This is a genomic window from Mesorhizobium sp. M1396, from assembly GCF_040317725.1.
Taxonomy (GTDB): Bacteria; Pseudomonadota; Alphaproteobacteria; order Rhizobiales; family Rhizobiaceae; genus Mesorhizobium.
On the sequence record NZ_JAMYLA010000033.1, the window covers coordinates 14,462 to 33,226 of the forward strand.

The window sequence follows — 18,765 nt, forward strand, 5'->3', positions numbered from 1 at the left end:
AACGACAAACCCTATGGAGGGCTGAAAATGGCCAGGATGCGCGCTGTCGATGCCGCGGTTCTCATTCTCGAAAAGGAAGGCATCTCCTGCGCTTTCGGCGTGCCGGGCGCGGCGATCAACCCGTTCTATTCGGCGATGAAGGCGAGGGGCACCATCCGCCACGTTCTTGCCCGTCACGTCGAGGGCGCCTCGCACATGGCGGAAGGCTATACCCGCGCCAAGGCTGGCAATATCGGCCTGTGCATCGGCACCTCCGGTCCGGCCGGCACCGACATGATCACCGGGCTCTATTCGGCGGCCGCGGATTCCATTCCGATCCTGTGCATAACCGGCCAGGCGCCACGTGCGCGGCTGAACAAGGAGGATTTCCAGGCCGTCGACATATCAGCCATTGCCGCGCCGGTCGCCAAATGGGCAGTCACCGTCATGGAGCCCTATCTGGTGCCGATGGCGCTGCAGAAGGCATTTCATCTGATGCGCTCGTCGCGGCCCGGCCCGGTGCTGATCGACCTGCCGGTCGACGTTCAGCTGGCCGAGATTGAATTCGACATCGATGCCTATGAGCCGCTGATGCCGTTCAAGCCGGCCATGACGCGCGTGCAGGCCGAAAAGGCGCTGACTATGCTCAACGCCGCGGAAAAGCCGCTTATCGTCGCCGGCGGCGGCATCATCAACGCCGATGCGTCGGATCTGCTCATCGAATTCGCCGAGATTTCAGGCGTGCCGGTCATCCCGACCTTGATGGGCTGGGGCGCGATACCCGACGACCACCGGCTGATGGCCGGCATGTGCGGGCTGCAGACCTCGCACCGCTATGGCAATGCGACGATGCTGGAGGCCGACTTCGTCTTCGGCATTGGCAACCGCTGGGCCAACCGTCACACCGGCTCGGTCGACGTCTACACCAAGGGCAAAAAATTCGTCCATGTCGACATCGAGCCCACCCAGATCGGCCGCGTCTTCGCGCCGGACCTCGGCGTCGTGTCGGATGCGGGTGCGGCACTGAAGATGCTGCTCGACGTCGCCACCGAGTGGAAGACGGCCGGAAAGCTGCGCGACTGGTCCGGCTGGGCGAAGGAGTGCCAGGCCCGCAAGAAGACGATGAAGCGCAAGACGCATTTCGACCAGGTGCCGCTGAAGCCGCAGCGCGTCTACGAGGAGATGAACAAGGCGTTCGGCCGCGACGTCACCTATGTCACCACGATCGGCCTGTCGCAGATCGCCGGCGCGCAGTTCCTGCATGTCTACAAGCCGCGCAACTGGATCAATTGCGGCCAGGCCGGCCCGCTCGGCTGGACCTTGCCGGCGGCGCTTGGCGTTCGCGCCGCCGATCCCGACCGCACCATCGTGGCGCTGTCTGGCGACTATGATTTCCAGTTCATGATCGAGGAACTGGCCGTTGGCGCGCAGCACAAGCTGCCCTATCTCCATGTCGTCGTGAACAACGCCTATCTCGGGTTGATCCGCCAGGCGCAGCGCGGGTTTTCGATGGATTTCGAGGTCGATCTCGCCTTCGAGAACATCAACCGATCAGGCGATCCGGAGGCCGGCTATGGCGTCGACCACGTTGCGGTTGCCGAAGCGATGGGCTGCAAGGCGGTCAGGGTGCGCAAGCCGGAAGAGTTCGCCGCCGCGTTCAAGGAGGCCCAGCGGCTGATGAAAGAACATCGGGTGCCGGTCGTGCTCGAATTCATCCTCGAACGCGTCACCAACATCTCCATGGGCACCGAGATCGACAAGATCACCGAATTCGAGGACCTTGCCGAGCATCAGGAAGACGCGCCGACCGCGATCGTCATGCTCGACTAAGAGGAGAGAAAGAATGCCGCGTTTTTCAGCCAACCTTTCGATGCTCTTTGGCGAGCATGATTTCCTCGACCGTTTCGATGCCGCCGCCCGCGCCGGTTTCAAGGGCATCGAATATATCGGCCCCTATGACCATGCGCCCGATGTCGTCGCAGCCCGGTTGAAGAAGAACGGCCTGACCCAGGTGCTTTTCAACCTGCCGGCGGGCGACTGGGGCAAGGGCGAGCGCGGCATTGCCGCTTTGCCGGACCGCGTGCCGGAATTCCGCCAGGGCATCGCCAAGGCGATCGCCTATGCGCAGGCTCTCGGCTGCCAGCAGGTCAATTGCCTGGCCGGCATCGCGCCCGCGGGGGCCGACCGCAAGGTGCTGGAGGATGTCTTTGCCGAAAACCTCGCCTTCGCGGCGGAGAAGCTGGAGCAGGCCGGCATCAGGCTGTTGATCGAGCCGATCAACACGCGCGACATTCCGGGGTTCTTCCTCACACACTCCGACCAGGCGCTTGATCTCATCGACCGTATCGGCTCGAAGAACCTGTTCCTGCAATACGACATTTATCACATGCAGATCATGGAGGGGGATCTCGCCCGTACAATCGAGGCTAACCTCAGCCGCATCGCGCATATCCAGCTTGCGGACAATCCCGGCCGTCACGAGCCGGGGACGGGCGAGATCAACTACCCCTTCCTCTACGAGCACATCGACCGCATCGGCTATTCCGGCTGGATCGGGGCGGAATACAAACCGAAGGCAGGGACCGAGGCCGGGCTGGGGTGGTTCAGGGAACTGAGCGGGAAGAGCAGCGCGGCGGCGTAGCGGCTATCGCAGTAGAAGTCGCGTTCCTTCGCGCCCCCCTCTGGCCTGCCGGCCATCTCCCCCACGGGTGGGGAGATCGGCAGCTTCGGCGCCGGCCTTCGATTTTCTGACGCTCGAAAATTGGCGAAGGCAGCGATGACATCCAATCTCCCCCCTTGTGGGGGAGATGTCCGGCAGGACAGAGGGGGGCGTGACAGAGCTCGGCCTATCAAGAGACGGAGAACCACAATGGAAACCATCGGTTTCATCGGCCTCGGCATCATGGGCGCGCCGATGGCGGGGCATCTGCTGGACGCCGGCCATAAGGTCATCGCCAGCGACCATCGCTCCAAGCCGCCTGCCGATCTCGTCGCCAAGGGCCTAAAAACCACCACCGGCCATGCCGCCGTGGCCAAGGCGGCCGAGATCATCATCCTGATGGTGCCGGACACACCGCAGGTGGCCGACGTGCTGTTCGGCGAGAACGGCGTCGCGGCCGGTTTGTCGAAGGGCAAGCTGGTCATCGACATGAGCTCGATCTCGCCGATCGAGACCAAGGTATTCGCCAGGAAGATCAACGAACTGGGCTGCGACTATCTCGACGCGCCGGTCTCGGGCGGTGAAGTCGGCGCCAAGGCGGCGTCGCTGACCATCATGGTCGGTGGCGAGGAAAAGCCCTTCGAGCGTGCAAAACCTGTCTTCGAGAAGATGGGCAAGAACATCACGCTGGTCGGCCCGAACGGCGTCGGCCAGACCACCAAGGTGGCCAACCAGATAGTCGTCGCGCTGACCATTGAAGCTGTCGCCGAAGCACTTGTTTTTGCATCGAAAGCCGGCGCCGATCCGGCTAAGGTCAGGCAGGCGCTGATGGGCGGGCTGGCGGCTTCGCGCATTCTGGAAGTGCATGGCGAGCGCATGGTCAAGCGCACCTTCGCGCCGGGCTTCCGCATCGAACTGCACCAGAAGGATTTGAACCTGGCGCTGGAGGGCGCGAAAGCGCTCGGCGTGTCGCTGCCCAACACCTCGACGACCCAGCAGCTGTTCAACTCCTGCGCGGCCAATGGCGGCGCCAGGGAAGATCATTCGGCTCTGGTCAGGGCGCTGGAGCGGATGGCCGCGCATGAGGTAGGTTAGAAGCGAATAGCGAGTAGGGAATAGCGAATAGGGATTGCAGCCACGGATAGCCGGGATTCGACTCTCGCTACTCGCTACTCGCTACTCGCTACTCGCTACTCGCTAAGAACTTCCGCGCCACATAGAGACTGATCGCCGCGGCGTTCGATACGTTGAGTGAATGGATCGCGCCGGGCATGTCGAGCCGCGCCAGCGTCGTCACCGTCTCGCGCGTCTTCTGGCGCAGCCCCTTGCCTTCGGCGCCCAGCACCAGGGCGATCTTTTCTCCGGCAAAGCTCTTTTCGAGTTCCGCTGGGCCGTCCGAATCAAGGCCGATGGTGCGGAAGCCGGCTTCGTGCAACTGGCCGAGCGCGTCGGCGAGGTTCTTCACCTCGATCTGGTCGATGTGCTCCAGCGCGCCGGAGGCGGATTTCGCCAGCACGCCCGATTCCTGCGGGCTGTGGCGCGCCGTGGTGATCAGCGCGCCGGCGCCGAAGGCGACCGCCGAGCGCAGGATGGCGCCGACATTGTGCGGGTCGGTGACCTGGTCGAGCACCAGCACCAGCTTGGCATCACCAAGTGCATCAAGCCGCTTCGGTCTCAGCGGCTCGGCCTCGATCAGCACACCCTGATGCACGGCGTCCGAGCCGGTGATCTTGTCAATGTCCCTGGGCTCGACCAGCTCCGCCTTGAAGGGCAGGGCGGCGAGATCGGCGATTTCCAGGCGTTCGGCCGCATTGCGCGTCACCAGCATCTTCCGGATCTTGCGGCGCGGATTGTCGAGTGCCGCCCGCACCGTGTGCAAGCCATAGAGCCGCACCAGGCCGTCCGCGGCATTTTCGCCCGGCGGAACCGGCTGTCGGGGCCTGAACGCCGGCGCGCCGCCGCTTTTCTCGTCGCGATAGGCGCGGCGCAGCTTGGCGTAATGGGTGTCTTTGGGCGTCTTGGAATTGCTGTCGTTGCTCATAACCGGCTTCTATAACCGTGTCGCGCGGCAATGGATACTGCCGCATCGAACGGCTTGCCGGATGGCAGACGAAATTCAGCGCGTTTTGACGGGATCTTGCGGTTGACAGTTTTGGGCGGTGCCGCCATAAGGCGCTTCGCGGAAGGCTGCTGAGGCGGTCACAACGCGTTGATGCCTCGTTGCATGGCTCCGGCGGCAGACTGGAGAGGTGCCCGAGTGGTTAAAGGGGACGGACTGTAAATCCGTTGGCTATGCCTACGTTGGTTCAAATCCAACCCTCTCCACCACTGCCGGCCCGGAAGCCCTGAAACGCGAAGCATCGAACCGAAAAGTGCGTGGCGCTTTTCGGGTTGGCCCGCACTTCCTGAAACCCGATACTTCACTGAAAGCCGCGGATCGCCAGCTTCAATCCGACAGGTTCAGTTCGCTGCGTTGATCGACTTCGCCAGCTCTTCGAGCTTCCTGGGATCGTTGCCGTGACGGCGCACCAGTTCGCGGGCCTGGTTTGACGGCAAATCGGCCGTGACGGCCAGCTGTCGCACCTGGTCGTCGATGGCAACCTGCGGCAAGGTGTGGTCGGAATCTGCTGCCTTGTCCTTCATGGCGGTTCTCCTCGATCGCTGTCCAAGACAACGGCTTGAAAATCGGACCGGTTCCGAAAGATCTGCAAAACGCGAGCGCCGATGCCTCGTCGCGACTACCAGCCATGCGCGATCCCGACTGAGTCATGAATCAGAACAGTGAGGGTTTTGCCAGGAACCATGGCCAGGCGGACGGGTTGTCCCAGCTAAACGGAGATAATCTCGATGCCTCTGCCAAAGGAACCCGACCCAAATCGCGATGTGCCCATGCCGGATCCTACGTGGAAGCCCGAACCGATCGAGGAGCCCGAACCGGAAGGGCCGCCGGACGAAACTCCGCTGCCCAATCCCGACGAGAATGAAGAGCCTCCGGTCCACGCCACAGGATCGACATGAAGGCCTTATGTGCAGGAGAAATTCAATGCCTGAGATCCGTTCTCCTCGTCTCGCTGTTCTCATTGACGCCGACAACGCGTCGTCCAAGATCGCGGATGGCCTGTTCGAAGAGATCGCCAAGCTCGGCGAGGCAAGCGTCCGCCGCATATATGGCGACTTCTCCGGTGTCCGTTCCAAAGGCTGGGCCGATATCCTCTCGAAGCATGCCATCATCCCACAACAACAGTTTGCCTACACAACGGGAAAGAATGCATCGGACATCACCCTGGTGATCGATGCAATGGACCTGCTTCACAGCGGCCGCTTCGACGGTTTCTGCCTGGTTTCGTCGGATAGCGATTTCACTCGTCTCGCGGCACGTATCCGCGAGCAGGGGATCGACGTGTTTGGCTTCGGCGAGCAGAAGACCCCGGAGAGTTTTCGCCAGGCCTGCCGCAAATTCGTCTACACGGAGAACCTGCTTGCAACGACGCATGCCAATAGCGGGGACACAAGCCGGGCCGCGAACCCGCTTCAGTCTCCCAGCGCCGCTACGCCTATCATTTCGAAAGTCATCGCGCAGATGGAGAGCGAGGACGGTTGGGTCCCACTCGGTGCTGTCGGCACGCAACTCGCCAACCTGGCCTCGGACTTTGATCCGCGGACCTTCGGGTTTCGGAAACTAAGTGATCTCGTGCGGAAAACGAATTCTTTCGAGATTGACCATCCCGAGGGTGGATCGTTGCGAATTCGTATTAAGCCGGCGGCAGCCAGGCAGGCGAGGTCGAAAGCTCGCCGATAAGCGGGTGTTGTGGTCGATCGTTCGTTCGCAACGAAGCGCCGCCGCCCGTGCCAACGGCGCTTTCGCCTTCAATCCCTGTCGGACAGCACCGCGACGCCGAAGAGCGCCGCCTTCTTGGTGATCAGTCCTTCCAGATCCGCGTCCGAGCGCTCCGTCCCCGTACGTTCCCGCAGCGCGGCGATTGCTGCCTTCATCGACAGCAACGCGTTGCATCGCTCGTTCAGGAGTTGGTCGACAGCCGCGGCCACGTCGCACGTCTCAACATGCGGCAACATTGAACTGGCTCCTTTCCTATCGGGCGGTACGCCTGCTGTCTCGAGGAACGGCGGGCTTGCCGTCAGTCAATAACCTTCACAATCTTGCGTGTGCCCGGGTCGACCAGCACTGTGTGATCGCCGACGACGACATATTTGTATTTGACATCGGGAACATCGATCGACCGAAGTTCGACCGTGTCGGGCAAAGCGGAACCGACACTGAGTTCCAACCCGAGAAGATTGATCGATGCCAGCGGATGCTTGTGCACATATTCGCGGATGACCGTCTGCTGTTCGGGCGTGATAATCACCTCGTCCGCGATGGCCACGCCGATGCCGGCGAGCAGAATAAGCCCGGCGGCGGCAGGAATCAGATGACTTCTCATCGTCTTCTCCTATTCCTGGAAGGGAAGATCCGCCGTTCACTGCTTGGCAAACGGCGAACCCGTCTTTTCAACGTTCACCGAGCCCTCTTGTTCCATGAGCGACGACTAATTGACCGGGCTGTTGAGGCACCGTAGCGGCCGCGCGAAGCAGCCGACATGAATCGGGTTGTGACGCGTGAAGTCGCGTGACCAAGCCGGCGCGGCGGCGTCGGATTCGTATAATGGGATTTCTGGGGCAGTATTCAGCCTAGCCGTCGGCGAGCCAATCATGGAGGCTGCGGGCGAAGCTTCGCGGCGCGACGAGATCGCACGAGGTCTCGCCGGTGCGAAGCAAGAGTACCGGCACATGGTGGAAGGATGTCTGCACGGCCCGGCCCGGAGCGCTGGTCGGCGCATGCCAGTCGACGGCGATGCAGGTGGAGAGAACGCTTGCGATGTCGGCCCCGGCCAGGCTGAACCGCACGCGACCTTCGCCAAGGCAAACCGAACAGCCGAGATCCGGATCTATGGCAAGGGACGGCGCTTGCGCCCCATCGTCGAGCGCAAGCCAGAGACGGCGCGGTGCAACGCGGATGATGAGAAGGTTCTTGTCACGAACCGTCTCTCCGACCGACGCGGGAAGTCCGGTGCCGAGCGCCGCCGAGAGGCTCGATTCGAATTGGCCCAGCGTTCCGTCCCATGCCTCGACCTGGATGAGCGGGCAATCGGCCACGGACAGGCTGAAATCCGGGCTAACCATGCAGCCGTTCTCCTTGCGGATCGAGGAATACCGGCGAGACGATGCGGGCACGCACCGTTTCGGCCTTCATGGGATAGACGGCCACGACCTCGCTTCCCTCTGTCGCGACATCGCCGGCAAGCAGCGCCAGCCCAACATAGCGGCCGCGTTCGGGGCTGAAGGTGACGGAGGTGATGCGCCCGCGTCCGTGCCCGTGAGCTTTCGAGCCTGGCAGGAACAGGATGGCGCCACCGCGCAGGCGCTTTCCGTCCTCGATGCATTCCAGCCCGACCAGGCGTTGCCGGTCGGGCGCCAGCAGGGCAGGGCGCCGCCGCAGCACATCGCCAACGAAGCCGCTGCGCTTGCCGACCACCATGCGGCCAAGGCCGAGATCGTCGAGCGTCGTGCGCCCATCGATTTCAGGCCCCGCGACGTGGCCCTTCTCGACGCGCAGCGCACCAAGTGCCTCGACGCCGTAGGGCTTCAGGTCGAACGGCCTGCCGGCTTCGAGCAAGTGGCTCCAGAGCCGTTCACCGGCAGTTGCGCCGACATAGATTTCATAGGCACGTTCACCGGAATAGCTGAGGCGCAGGATGCGCAGCGCTCGACCTTTCCATTCGCCCTCTTGCGCGCCCATATGCGGCAGCGCTTCGTCGGAAATATCGAGCGACGAAAACGCCGCCGCCAGGATCGCGCGGCTCTTCGGTCCGGCGACCGACATCGCCGCCCATTCATCGCTCACCGAGGCGACGGCGACGCGCAGTTCCGGCCATGCGGTATCCAGCAGGAACTCCAGCCGCGACAGCACGTCGGCGGCCTTGGCGGTCGACGTGGTCATGAAGAACCGGTTTTCCGCCAGCCGCGTCGTGGTGCCGTCGTCGAAGACAATGCCGTCGTCGCGCAGCATGACGCCGTAGCGGGCACGGCCGACTTGCAGCTTGGCGAAGCCATTGGCGTAGACACGGTCGAGGAACGTGGCTGCGTCGGGACCTTGGAGGTCGATCTTGCCGAGGGTGGAGATGTCCATCAGGCCAGCGGCCTGGCGCACATTGCGCATTTCGGCGACGTAGGCCTCGTTCACATCGGCTCCGGACTGATTGTAAAACCAGGGCCGCATCCACACGCCGACTTCGAGCATGTCGGCGCCGTTCGCCAGATGCCAGTCGTGCATCGGCGTGCGGCGGAATGGCTTGAAATGATGGCCGGTGGCGCGGCCGGCAAGCGCACCGATGGCGACCGGCGTGAAGGGCGGGCGGAAGGTCGTGGTGCCGGTCTCGGGAACCGTTGAGCGACGCAGGGCGGCCATCGCCGAAAGCGCCGGGAAATTGCTGGTCTTGCCCTGGTCGGTACCCATGCCGAGCGTTGTGTAGCGTTTCAGGTGCTCAACCGATTCATAGCCTTCGCGATGGGCGAGTTCGATGTCCTTTGTCGTCACGTCCATCTGGAAATCGACAAAGGCTTTTCCGCGTTGGGCGGACGGGACGTCGCGAAGCATGGTCGTGACGGTTTCGCCCAGATCGAGCTTTGAAGGAGCTGGTGCCGGCGCCGATTTGCCACAGAAGGATGCCGCTTCGACGCCGACACGATGACCGTCCTCAATGGCATCGGCCGCCGCATAGTTTCCCATCATCGCGCCGGCGCCGAACCGGTTGGCTGGAAAGGCGCCTGGCACGAAGCCGTCGATGTCTTCGCGATATCGAGGCTTGATGCCCAGATGCGAAGTCAGGTGCACGGTCGGCGACCATCCGCCGGACATGCAGACCAGATCGCAAGCGGCCTCGAATTGGCCGTCCGGTCCGGCGAGTGTCGCGCCCCTGACGGCACGGCCGCCATGCAGGTCGACAATGCGCGTCGCGGCTCGCACCGTGATGCCGAGCCGTGCGGCTTCCGCGACAAGTGCTGCGGGCGGTGCGGCACGCGGATCGGCTACCGTCACCTCCGCGCCGGCTGCGGCGCAGTCGAAGGCGGTGCGCCAGGCGCCGTCATTGGCAGCAGTGACGATGATTTTCCTGCCCGGCAGAACGGCGAAGCGGTTGAGGTAGGTCCGGGCGGCCGAGGCAAGCATGACGCCGGGCCGGTCGTTATTCGCAAACACCATCGGACGCTCGATGGCGCCGGTGGCGAAAACGATCGAGCGGGCGCGAAGCATGGTGACTGTTTGCCGAGCTTCGCCGGTTCGCGGCGGGCCGACCTGGTCGCGTTGTTCGACCAGGCCTATGACATCGCCGTCATAGATGCCGAAAGCGCTGGTCCGCTTCATCAACGTGACGGTTTCGAAGCTCTTCAACTCGGCTTCGACCTGGTTCAGCCATGAGGCCGCCGTGCCGTCCGACCGTTCCGCCAGAAGCTGGCCGCCGAGCAGGAAATCCTGCTCGATCAGCGTGACCCGCGCGCCGGCCGCGGCGGCTGCCCGTGCCGCCGACAATCCGGCCGGACCACCACCGACAATTGTGATATCGGCAAAGGCATGACGGACGACGTAGCGATCGGGATCCGGCTCGGTGCCGGCTCTGCCGAGGCCGGCCGCCTTGCGGATGAAGTGCTCGTAGACCTTCCAGGCGCGCCGCGTCGGGCCCATGAAGGTCTTGTAGTAGAAGCCGGCCGAAAGAAACGGCGCGAACAGGCCATTGACGCTTTGCACGTCGAAGGCGAGCGACGGCCAGCGGTTCTGGCTTTCCGCGACCATGCCGTCGTCAAGTTCCAGTGTCGTCGCCGGCAGGTTCGGCTCGCGCCTGCCCGCTGTCCCCAGCGTGACCAGTGCGTTCGGCTCCTCAGGCCCGGCGGAAAGAATGCCGCGCGGACGATGATATTTGAAGCTGCGTCCGACCAGGGTGGCACCGTTGGCGAGCAGCGCGGATGCGAGCGTGTCACCACGATAGCCGGCCATCTTTTGGCCGTCGAAGCTGAATTCGACGGGATAAGAGCGGTCGATGCGACCGCCGCCTGGTAGCCGCTTGTTCTGGACGTTCATGCTTGCGATGTCCTGGCGAAGGTGACCGAAGAAACGACGTGGTTGCGCGTGTCGCGCTCGACCACCAGCCACTGGCGGCAGCCGATCACGTGCTGCCAGAATTCGCGGTGGAGGCCTGCCGGATTTTCCCGGACATAGACATAGGCATACCAGGCCTCCGGATCGGGATCGTCATGGGCCGGACGCCGGACGGAAGCATCGCCGCCATAGCGGAACTCGTCATGGTCGCGCGGACCGCAGCAAGGGCATTCGATGCGCAGCATTTTTTTCCCGCCTCCTATTGCAGCCAGGCGGAGGGACCGACGCCGGCTTCGTCCAGCGTATGGCCGGTCCGGAAACGGTCGAGCCCGTAGCCCGCGATCAACGGATGCGGCTTGCCGGTGGCGATCGTGTGGGCGAAGCACCAGCCGGAAGCCGGCGTCGCCTTGAAGCCGCCATAGCACCAGCCACCGTTGAGATAGAGGCCGTCGATCGGCGTCGGGCAGATGATCGGGCTGGCATCCGGGGTCATGTCCATCACGCCGCCCCAATGACGCAGCAGACGGATGCGCGAAATGCACGGCATCAAGGCGATCGCCGCCTCGGCCACCTCGCGCACGACGCCGAGATTGCCGCGCTGGGCGTAGGAATTGTAGCCGTCGAGATTGCCGCCGAAGACCAGTCCGCCCTTGTCCGACTGGCTGACATAGAAATGATCGGCGCCGTAGGCGACGACATGGTCGACCAGCGGCTTCAGCGGTTCGGTGACGAAGGCCTGCAGGACATGGCTTTCGATCGGCAGTTCAAGGCCGGCCTTGGCACCGAGCACGGATGTATGGCCGGCAACGGCGAGGCCGACCTTGCCGGCGCTGATCCGGCCTTTCGTCGTCTCGACGCCGACGATCCGTTCGCCATCGCGAATGAAGCCGGTCACCTCGCAGTTCTGGATGATGTCGATGCCATGGCGATCGGCGGCGCGCGCATAGCCCCAGGCGACGGCGTCGTGCCGCGCCGTGCCTGCACGGCCCTGGAAGATGGCGCCATGGATCGGAAAGCGGGCCGTGTCGGAAAAATCGAGATAAGGCACCAGCCGGCGCACGTCGTCACGATCGAGGATGTCGGCGTCGATACCGTTCAGCCGCATGATGTTGGCGCGGTGGCCGAAGCCGTCGAGCTGATCGGCCGAATGCGCGGTGACGAGCTGGCCGCGCTGCGAAAACATGACGTTGAAGTTCAGCGCGCGCGACATGCCCTCCCAGAGCTTCATTGAGAATTCGTAGAACTGGGTGTTGCCGTCGAGCAGGTAGTTGGAGCGGATGACGGTGGTGTTGCGGCCGACATTGCCGCCACCGATGTAGCCTTTTTCGAGCACGGCGACATTGCGGATGCCATGGTTTTCGGCGAGGTAGAAAGCGGTGGCGAGGCCGTGGCCGCCGCCGCCGATGACGATCACATCGTAGGACGGTTTGGGCTCCGCCGCCCGCCAGGCGCGCTGCCAGTTCTTCTGGCCGGACAGCGCATTGCGGAAAATCGAGAATGCCGAGTAGCGTGCCATGCGTAGGGAGGCCTATCGAACGATCGGGCCGGTCGGCGTGCGGGTCAGCACTTCGGCGCCCGCATCGGTCAACAGCACGGTGTTGGAGATGAAGTCATCGCCACGGCCGGTGCCCATCAGCCAGGACAGGATGTGGAAGCTCATCCCGGTCTCGATCTCGAGATCGGAATCGTGCCGCAGCCCGGTCACCGAATTGCCGCCGGTCCATGATGGCGGCTGGCCGGCGCCGACAAGATAGCCGCAGTGATGGCGGCGATAGTGGGCAAGGCCGGCCTCGTCGGCGACGGCCTGCCAGGCGGCGTAGACATCGCGCGCCTTGGCCCCGGGCCGCAGCGCCTTGACGACCGCGTCGAACGCCTTGGCGGTCACTTCAGCCATTGCGGCGTCTTCGTCGCTGATGTGGCCGATGCGAACGAGCCGGCCGAGCGGCGCGTGGTAGCGCGAGATGCAGCCGGACAGTTCGACGAAGACCGGCTCGCCCGTGCGATAGATTCCGTCGCCCCAGGTCGTATGCTCCTCGCCAAGCCGCGCGGCCGGGCGGATAAACGGGCCGAAGCCCGGCGCATGGCCACCGGCGCGGATCATCGCCGAAACACATTGGGCGGCGACCTCCTGCTCGGTGGCACCGTCCGAGATCGCCGCGATCGCGGCCCCGGCGGCGGCGTCGGTTACCTTTGCGGCTTGCCGCATCAGGGCCTGTTCCTCGGCGCTCTTCACCCGCCGCATCCTGTCGACCAGACCGGAGACGTCGCTCCATCTGGCATCCACCTGCGTCTGCAGCGCCACGGCAAGCCCGTGGCTGAGCCCCGCCGTCCAGTATTCGAGACCGATCCGCTTACCGGACAAGCCGAGTTCCGCCAGCACCCGCGCGGCAAGATCCGCCGCCGTCTCACTGTCGGAATGGCCGCGGAACTCCGCCGCCGTCACCTGCTTCTCGATCGTCACCCTTTCCATCGAACGGGTAACCAGAACGGGCTTGCCTTCGAGCGGGACGATCAGCAGGTGAGGGGCAAAATATCCCCAGTGATCGAGCCCGGTGAGGTAGAAGACGTTCTCCGGCGAAGCGAAGACCGCCGCGTCGAGTTCGCGCTCGGCCAGTGCCGCACGGATCCTTGCAAGACGGCCGGCGATTTCGGCTTCGGAAAAGGGATTGCGGTCCATCAGGCGTCCTCGTGCTTGCTGCTGCCGGCTTCGTTGCGGGCGGGGTCTCTCAACAGGTCCGGCTTCCCGCGCGCCATGGTCAGTCGATGACGATGAGTTCGCGCGCCACGTCGCAGAGGCGTTCCCCGCCGCGATCCGTGACGACGAAGGATTCCGAGATGGCGATGCCGAAATCGTCGAGCCAAACGCCGGCCATGAAGTGGAAGCACATGCCGGATTGCATTTCGGTGGTGTCGCCAGGACGAAGGCTTGCGGTGCGTTCGCCCCAATCGGGCGGGTATGCCAGCCCGACCGGATAGCCGACGCGGCTTTCTTTCTTCAGCCCGTTCTTGCGCAAGACAGCCTGCCACGCCGCTTCCACTTCTTCGGCGCTGTTGCCGGGCCGGGCCTTTTCGAGACCGGCGTCGACGCCCTCGACGATTGCCCTGGCCATATCGAGCATGGCCGCTGGCGGCTTGCCGAAATGCACGGTGCGCGTCAGCGCCGCGTGATAGCGGCGGCGCACGCCGGCAATCTCCAGGATCGCAAGTCCACTGTCCGGCAGCGGCGCGTCGGACCAGGTCAGATGCGGCGTGCTGGTGCCCTCGCCAACGGGCATCAGCGGACAGATCGCGGCATAGTCGCCGCCGGCTCCGGGCACGCCCATGATCTGCGCGTGATAGATCTCGGCGATGACGTGGTTCTGGGGGACGCCGGGCCGCATCTTGTCGATGGCGCGGTTCATGGCATGGGTGCAGATCGCACCGGCCTCGCGGATCAGCGCCAGTTCGGCTTCGGATTTGACCAGCCGCGCCCAATTGACGAGATCGTGGTTGTTGGCGAAGTGCGCGTCGGGCAATCCTTGGGTGAGATGGGCGTGGCAGCGCGCGGTGTAGTAATGCGCGTCCATCTCGACACCGATGCGAGCGGTTCCCCAGCCGCGCGAGCGGATCAGATGGGCGAGCTCGTCATAGGGATGTTCGACGGGCTGCTGCACCAGCCGTTCCGAGAACGGCACGATGTTTTTCTCCGGTAGGCCAGTGGTCAGGCGCGCGCTGCGGGCATCTTGAGCCCTGCCGAACCAGATCGGCCGGTCCTCCTCCAGATGGATGAGCACGCACTGCGGAACATAAAACGACCATCCGTCATAGCCGGTCAGCCAGCACATGTTGGCGGGATCCTGACAGACGATGAGGTCGAAGCCGGCCTGTTCCATGCGTGCCTTCACGCCAGCCAGGCGCTGCGCATATTCCGCCTGCGTGAATGCCCCGAAATGGTTCGTGCTCGCCACCTGAATGCCCTGCCTCCTGGATATGCCTTGCGATGGGCAAAATTGCCTAAATTGTGCACAACTTGATAGGAGCTTGTTGTATGAATGTCGAATTTTCAAAGGTGTCCGTGTCTTGGCTTGCACAATGTCTAGGGCAGTTGTATACGTCTGGTCAAGCGCGTTTCAACCTCGAAGAAGGCCGCGACGCTGGGAACCATCATCAGTTGTTCAATGGGAGAAAAGCATGTTCAATTCATCGATCTCGCGCCGTATCGTCGTGAAGGCGGCGGCCTGTCTTGCTCTCGCCGCCACGTCACTGACGTCGCTGCCCGCTCACGCGGAAACCACCCTGGAGCGGGCCAAGAAGGACGGCTATATTCGCGTCGGCTTCGCTAATGAGGCGCCGTTCGGCTATGCCACGCCAGATGGCAAGCTGACTGGCGAGGCGCCCGAAGTCGCCAAGGCGGTGCTCGCCAAGATGGGCATCAAGCAGGTCGACGGCGTGCTGACCGAGTTCGGCTCGCTCATTCCTGGTCTCAAGGCCGGGCGCTTCGACATCATCGCCGCCGGCATGTTCATCACTCCCAAGCGCTGCGCCGAGATCAACTACTCCGAGCCTTCTTACGGCATCGGCGAGGCCTTGCTGGTGGCAAAGGGCAATCCGAAGGCCGTGAAGGACTTTTCGAGCTTCAAGGACAATCCCGATCTCAAGCTCGCCGTGATGGCCGGAGCGGTCGAGGGCGGCTTTGCCAAGGATGCCGGTGTCGCGGCAGGGCAGATTGTTTCCCTGCCTGACCAGTCCAGCCTCGTCGCCGCCGTCCAGTCGGGCCGTGCCGACGCCGCTGCGCTAACCGCCCTGTCTATCGCCGACATGGCCAAGAAGGCCGACGGCGTGGAATCGACGAAACCATTCGGCGAAGTTGCCGGCAAGTCGGTGAAGGGCCACGGTGGCTTCGGCTTCCGCAAGGAAGACACCGATCTGCAAGAGGCATTTAACGCCGAGCTGAAGAAATTCCTTGGCTCGCCGGAGCATATCGCACTCGTCGAGCCGCTCGGCTTCGGCAAGGACTACCTGCCGAACAAGACCACCGCCGAGCTCTGCGCCGGGAAATAGGGTCCCAACTGCTGGGCGGCGCGAAGGCGCCGCCTCTTTTTCGGAGAGGCAGATGGGAATTGGCACGCTTGTAGCGATGCTGGCGATTGCACTCACGGTCATCGGCGTCCTGGCGACACAGCAGGCCTACAGCCTGTTTCTACCCGGCTTGCTGCAGGGCGCGGTCTTGACGATCGAGATCGCCATCCTCGGCAGCCTGCTCGCGATTATCATGGGTGTGCTTGCCGCGCTCGCCCGGCTCTACGGTCCGGCACCACTCCGATGGCTGGCAACGGTCTATGTCGAGATCTTCCGCGGCACCTCGGCGTTGGTGCAACTGTTCTGGCTGTTTTTCGTGCTGCCGCAATTCGGCGTCACGCTCGCCCCATTCCCGGTCGCCGTGCTGGCGCTTGGGCTGAACGTCGGCGCTTATGGATCGGAGGTCGTACGCGGCGCGATCCTGTCTGTCGCTCGCGGCCAGTGGGAGGGATGCACGGCGCTGAATATGAGCCGCGCCCAGATGCTGCGGCGAGTGATCCTGCCGCAAGCTTTTGTCGCCATGATCCCGCCCTGGGGCAATCTGTTCATCGAGCTTCTCAAATCGACGTCGCTGGTCTCTCTGATCACGCTCTCGGATCTCGCCTTCAAGGCGCAGCAGATGAACCAGAATACGTTCAAGACCATTCCGATCTTCACCCTCGTCCTGCTGATGTATCTCGTCATGTCGCTGGTCCTCACCATCGGCATGCGGCTGCTCGAAAGGCGGGCGTCGGCTGGTCTGGCGCGGGGGAAGGCAGCATGATCTGGGACTGGAACTTCACCCTCGAAATCCTGCCGGTGCTGGCGCACGCGGCAGTCGTCTCGATCGAGGCGACGCTGATCGGCTTCGTGCTTGCCGCCACCCTTGGCCTGGTGCTGGCGGTCGTGCGCATCGCCGTACCGCGGACCGGCTGGACGATCTCGGTTCTGGTTGAGCTGATCCGCTCGACTCCACTGCTCATCCAGATATTTTTTATCTACTTCGTCTTCCCGAAATTCGGCCTCGTGCTCGACGCCTTCACCGCCGGCGTGCTTGCCATCGGCATCCACTACGCCGCCTATTGTTCCGAGGTCTATCGCGCCGGTTTCGACAACATCCACCGCGGTCAGTGGGAAGCCTCGATCGCGCTCAATCTGTCGGCCTGGACGACGTTTCGCGACATCATCATCCCGCAGGCGGTTCCACCGATCGTTCCGGCACTCGGCAACTATCTCGTCGCCTTGTTCAAGGAGACGCCCTTGCTTTCCGCGATCGCCGTGATGGAGCTGATGCAGACGGCCAAGATCATCGGCTCGGAAACCTTCCGCTACACCGAGCCGATCACGTTGGTCGGCCTGTTCTTCCTTGCCATGAGCCTGGTTTCAGCCGCGCTGATCCGGACTCTCGAACGCTTGCTCAACCAGAGGGCCACGCGATGACGGAACAACCGATGGTCCGTTTTGACAATGTGTCGAAACGCTATGGCACACTGACCGTCCTCGACGGGCTCAATCTTGAAATCGCGCGCGGTGAAAAGGTCTCCATCATTGGCCCTTCCGGCTCCGGCAAGACGACGGTGCTGCGCATGCTGATGACGCTGGAAACAATCAACGACGGCGTCATCTGGGTCGAAGGCGAGCCGCTGACCCATATGAAGAAGAACGGCATGCTCGTTCCCGCCGACCTTGCCCATATTCGCCGCATCAGGGCGAAGATCGGCATGGTGTTCCAATCCTTCAACCTATTCCCGCACATGACGGCGATGGCCAATTGCATCGAGGCGCCGATGACGGTGCTTGGCATGAAACGCGCGGATGCGGAGGCGCGGGCGGCCGAATTGCTGGAACTGGTGGGACTGGCTCAGAAGAAGGACCATTACCCGTCACAGCTGTCCGGTGGCCAGCAGCAACGCGTTGCCATCGCCAGGGCGCTGGCCATGCGGCCCAAGATCATGCTGTTCGACGAGGTGACGTCGGCGCTCGACCCGGAGCTTGTCGGCGAAGTGCTGCAGGTGATAAGGCAGATCGGGCGCGAGCACGATCTGACCATGCTGATGGTTACCCATCAGATGGGCTTCGCCAAGGAGTTTTCCGATCGCGTTTGCTTCTTCTACCAAGGCAAGATCTGTGAACAGGGGCCGCCAAACGAGCTATTCGGGGCGCCCAAAAATGAGCGGACACGGCAGTTTCTGCACGCTGTCCTGGAGGCTGGATGACGCTTGAAACGGATGCCGCGCCCACAGCCGTGACCCCGCGCCCGCTCTCGGCCCGGGAGCGGTTCGAGCGTATCTACCGGATCTTGCGCGACCGCATCTGCCTGCTGGACTATGCTCCGGGAAGCCGTCTCTCCGAGGAAGAACTCGCACAGGAATTCGAGATCAGCCGGACGCCGGTTCGGCGCGTGCTGGCGCGGCTCGAATCCGAAGGTCTTGTTCAATCTGTCCATGGCGTCGGCACGATCGTCACGGACGTCGATATCGAGGAACTCCAACAGGTCTATCATCTGAGGCTGGAGCTGGCGCTTCTGGTCGGCAAGCTGTCGCCGATCCCGCGCAAGCCGGAAGACCTCGATCGGATAAGAGCGCTTATCGCACGCTGTGACTCCGATATCCTCAACCCCGACCAGCGCGCTTTCTTGCGCCTTAACATGGATTTTTTCTACGAACTCACCGCGATGACCGGCAACCAGCCGCTGCGCGAGATCAGCGAGCGCCTGTATTTTCAGGTCGCGCGGGTCGTCCTGAAGATGATGCCGCAATTGGGCCTTGTCGAAGAATTCACTGCCTTCCGCCGGGAGATGGAGGAAGTCCTTGCCGCCGCGGAGATCGGAGACTGGGAATCGATCGGCCATATAAGGCGCGCCCATATCTCGATGAGCTTCCGCCGCATGATGCGTCACGCCGACGAGGCCACCGATTTCGACAATGGCATGTGATCTGCG

Annotated in this window: 19 protein-coding genes and 1 tRNA gene; 10 read left to right on the forward strand and 10 right to left on the reverse strand. The window is 63.3% G+C overall.

Going from position 1 to position 18,765, the window contains the following annotated elements; genetic code table 11:
* Nucleotides 1-27 precede the first annotated feature (27 nt).
* The 3 genes from gcl (at nt 28) to NKH02_RS21205 (ending at nt 3,733) form a co-directional block, all read left to right on the forward strand.
* Nucleotides 28-1,809, forward strand: a complete 1,782-nt coding sequence (gene gcl / locus NKH02_RS21195) for a glyoxylate carboligase (protein WP_352881181.1) — start codon at nt 28-30, stop codon at nt 1,807-1,809.
* A 13-nt stretch (nt 1,810-1,822) separates the two neighbouring features.
* Nucleotides 1,823-2,620: a 2-oxo-tetronate isomerase gene (gene otnI / locus NKH02_RS21200; RefSeq protein WP_352881182.1), complete on the forward strand. Its 798-nt coding sequence runs from the start codon at nt 1,823-1,825 to the stop codon at nt 2,618-2,620.
* Nucleotides 2,621-2,848: 228 nt separating this feature from the next.
* The gene (locus NKH02_RS21205; RefSeq protein ID WP_352881184.1) at nt 2,849-3,733 is read left to right on the forward strand and encodes a 2-hydroxy-3-oxopropionate reductase; all 885 of its coding nucleotides are present in this window, start codon (nt 2,849-2,851) and stop codon (nt 3,731-3,733) included.
* 88 nt (nt 3,734-3,821) lie between these two features.
* Here the strand turns inward: NKH02_RS21205 and NKH02_RS21210 are convergent, their stop codons facing one another.
* A complete protein-coding gene (locus tag NKH02_RS21210) occupies nt 3,822-4,679 on the reverse strand; it encodes a TrmH family RNA methyltransferase (RefSeq protein ID WP_352864520.1) in 858 nt (285 codons plus the stop codon).
* A 202-nt stretch (nt 4,680-4,881) separates the two neighbouring features.
* On the opposite strand from NKH02_RS21210, the gene NKH02_RS21215 reads away from it, so the two are divergent.
* A tRNA-Tyr gene (locus NKH02_RS21215) sits at nt 4,882-4,966 on the forward strand.
* A gap of 132 nt (nt 4,967-5,098) precedes the next feature.
* Here the strand turns inward: NKH02_RS21215 and NKH02_RS21220 are convergent.
* Nucleotides 5,099-5,281, reverse strand: a complete 183-nt coding sequence (locus tag NKH02_RS21220) for a hypothetical protein (protein ID WP_352881186.1) — start codon at nt 5,279-5,281, stop codon at nt 5,099-5,101.
* Nucleotides 5,282-5,681: 400 nt separating this feature from the next.
* Here NKH02_RS21220 and NKH02_RS21225 point away from each other — a divergent pair, with 400 nt between their 5' ends.
* Nucleotides 5,682-6,437: an NYN domain-containing protein gene (locus tag NKH02_RS21225; protein WP_352881187.1), complete on the forward strand. Its 756-nt coding sequence runs from the start codon at nt 5,682-5,684 to the stop codon at nt 6,435-6,437.
* Between the two features lie 68 nt (nt 6,438-6,505).
* On the opposite strand, the gene NKH02_RS21230 is transcribed toward NKH02_RS21225, so the two are convergent.
* The 8 genes from NKH02_RS21230 to NKH02_RS21265 all read right to left on the reverse strand — a co-directional run bounded on the left by NKH02_RS21230 (nt 6,506) and on the right by NKH02_RS21265 (nt 14,734).
* Complete coding sequence (locus NKH02_RS21230; protein WP_352627145.1) at nt 6,506-6,712, reverse strand: hypothetical protein; 207 nt, start codon at nt 6,710-6,712, stop codon at nt 6,506-6,508.
* Nucleotides 6,713-6,774: 62 nt separating this feature from the next.
* Nucleotides 6,775-7,080 carry a DUF1236 domain-containing protein gene (locus NKH02_RS21235; RefSeq protein ID WP_352864527.1) on the reverse strand — a complete coding sequence of 102 codons (306 nt, stop codon included), beginning with the start codon at nt 7,078-7,080 and terminating at the stop codon, nt 6,775-6,777.
* Between the two features lie 247 nt (nt 7,081-7,327).
* Nucleotides 7,328-7,819, reverse strand: a complete 492-nt coding sequence (locus tag NKH02_RS21240; RefSeq protein WP_352881188.1) for a sarcosine oxidase subunit gamma family protein — start codon at nt 7,817-7,819, stop codon at nt 7,328-7,330.
* The gene (locus NKH02_RS21245; protein ID WP_352881189.1) at nt 7,812-10,769 is read right to left on the reverse strand and encodes a sarcosine oxidase subunit alpha family protein; all 2,958 of its coding nucleotides are present in this window, start codon (nt 10,767-10,769) and stop codon (nt 7,812-7,814) included. Before NKH02_RS21245 ends, NKH02_RS21240 begins: the two co-directional genes overlap by 8 nt.
* On the reverse strand, nt 10,766-11,032 hold the full coding sequence (locus tag NKH02_RS21250; protein ID WP_352881191.1) for a sarcosine oxidase subunit delta: 267 nt from the start codon (nt 11,030-11,032) through the stop codon (nt 10,766-10,768). The genes NKH02_RS21245 and NKH02_RS21250 overlap by 4 nt, the downstream gene beginning before the upstream one ends.
* Before the next feature lie 14 nt (nt 11,033-11,046).
* Entirely contained in the window at nt 11,047-12,303 is a 1,257-nt protein-coding gene (locus NKH02_RS21255; RefSeq protein ID WP_352881193.1) for a sarcosine oxidase subunit beta family protein, read from the reverse strand.
* Between the two features lie 12 nt (nt 12,304-12,315).
* Nucleotides 12,316-13,464, reverse strand: a complete 1,149-nt coding sequence (locus NKH02_RS21260; RefSeq protein ID WP_352881195.1) for a M24 family metallopeptidase — start codon at nt 13,462-13,464, stop codon at nt 12,316-12,318.
* A 79-nt stretch (nt 13,465-13,543) separates the two neighbouring features.
* The gene (locus NKH02_RS21265; RefSeq protein WP_352881196.1) at nt 13,544-14,734 is read right to left on the reverse strand and encodes a M24 family metallopeptidase; all 1,191 of its coding nucleotides are present in this window, start codon (nt 14,732-14,734) and stop codon (nt 13,544-13,546) included.
* A 223-nt stretch (nt 14,735-14,957) separates the two neighbouring features.
* Here NKH02_RS21265 and ehuB point away from each other — a divergent pair, with 223 nt between their 5' ends.
* Genes ehuB through NKH02_RS21290 form a run of 5 tightly spaced genes read left to right on the forward strand, consistent with a single transcriptional unit; the run spans nt 14,958 to nt 18,759 of the window.
* The gene (ehuB, locus tag NKH02_RS21270) at nt 14,958-15,827 is read left to right on the forward strand and encodes an ectoine/hydroxyectoine ABC transporter substrate-binding protein EhuB (RefSeq protein WP_352656277.1); all 870 of its coding nucleotides are present in this window, start codon (nt 14,958-14,960) and stop codon (nt 15,825-15,827) included.
* 52 nt (nt 15,828-15,879) lie between these two features.
* Nucleotides 15,880-16,608 carry an ectoine/hydroxyectoine ABC transporter permease subunit EhuC gene (gene ehuC, locus NKH02_RS21275; protein ID WP_352656279.1) on the forward strand — a complete coding sequence of 243 codons (729 nt, stop codon included), beginning with the start codon at nt 15,880-15,882 and terminating at the stop codon, nt 16,606-16,608.
* On the forward strand, nt 16,605-17,264 hold the full coding sequence (gene ehuD, locus NKH02_RS21280) for an ectoine/hydroxyectoine ABC transporter permease subunit EhuD (RefSeq protein ID WP_352881199.1): 660 nt from the start codon (nt 16,605-16,607) through the stop codon (nt 17,262-17,264). Before ehuC ends, ehuD begins: the two co-directional genes overlap by 4 nt.
* Nucleotides 17,261-18,040, forward strand: a complete 780-nt coding sequence (gene ehuA / locus NKH02_RS21285) for an ectoine/hydroxyectoine ABC transporter ATP-binding protein EhuA (RefSeq protein ID WP_352864547.1) — start codon at nt 17,261-17,263, stop codon at nt 18,038-18,040. Before ehuD ends, ehuA begins: the two co-directional genes overlap by 4 nt.
* Nucleotides 18,037-18,759, forward strand: coding sequence for a GntR family transcriptional regulator (locus NKH02_RS21290; protein WP_352864548.1), 723 nt, complete (start codon nt 18,037-18,039; stop codon nt 18,757-18,759). Before ehuA ends, NKH02_RS21290 begins: the two co-directional genes overlap by 4 nt.
* The last annotated feature ends 6 nt before the right edge of the window (nt 18,760-18,765 follow it).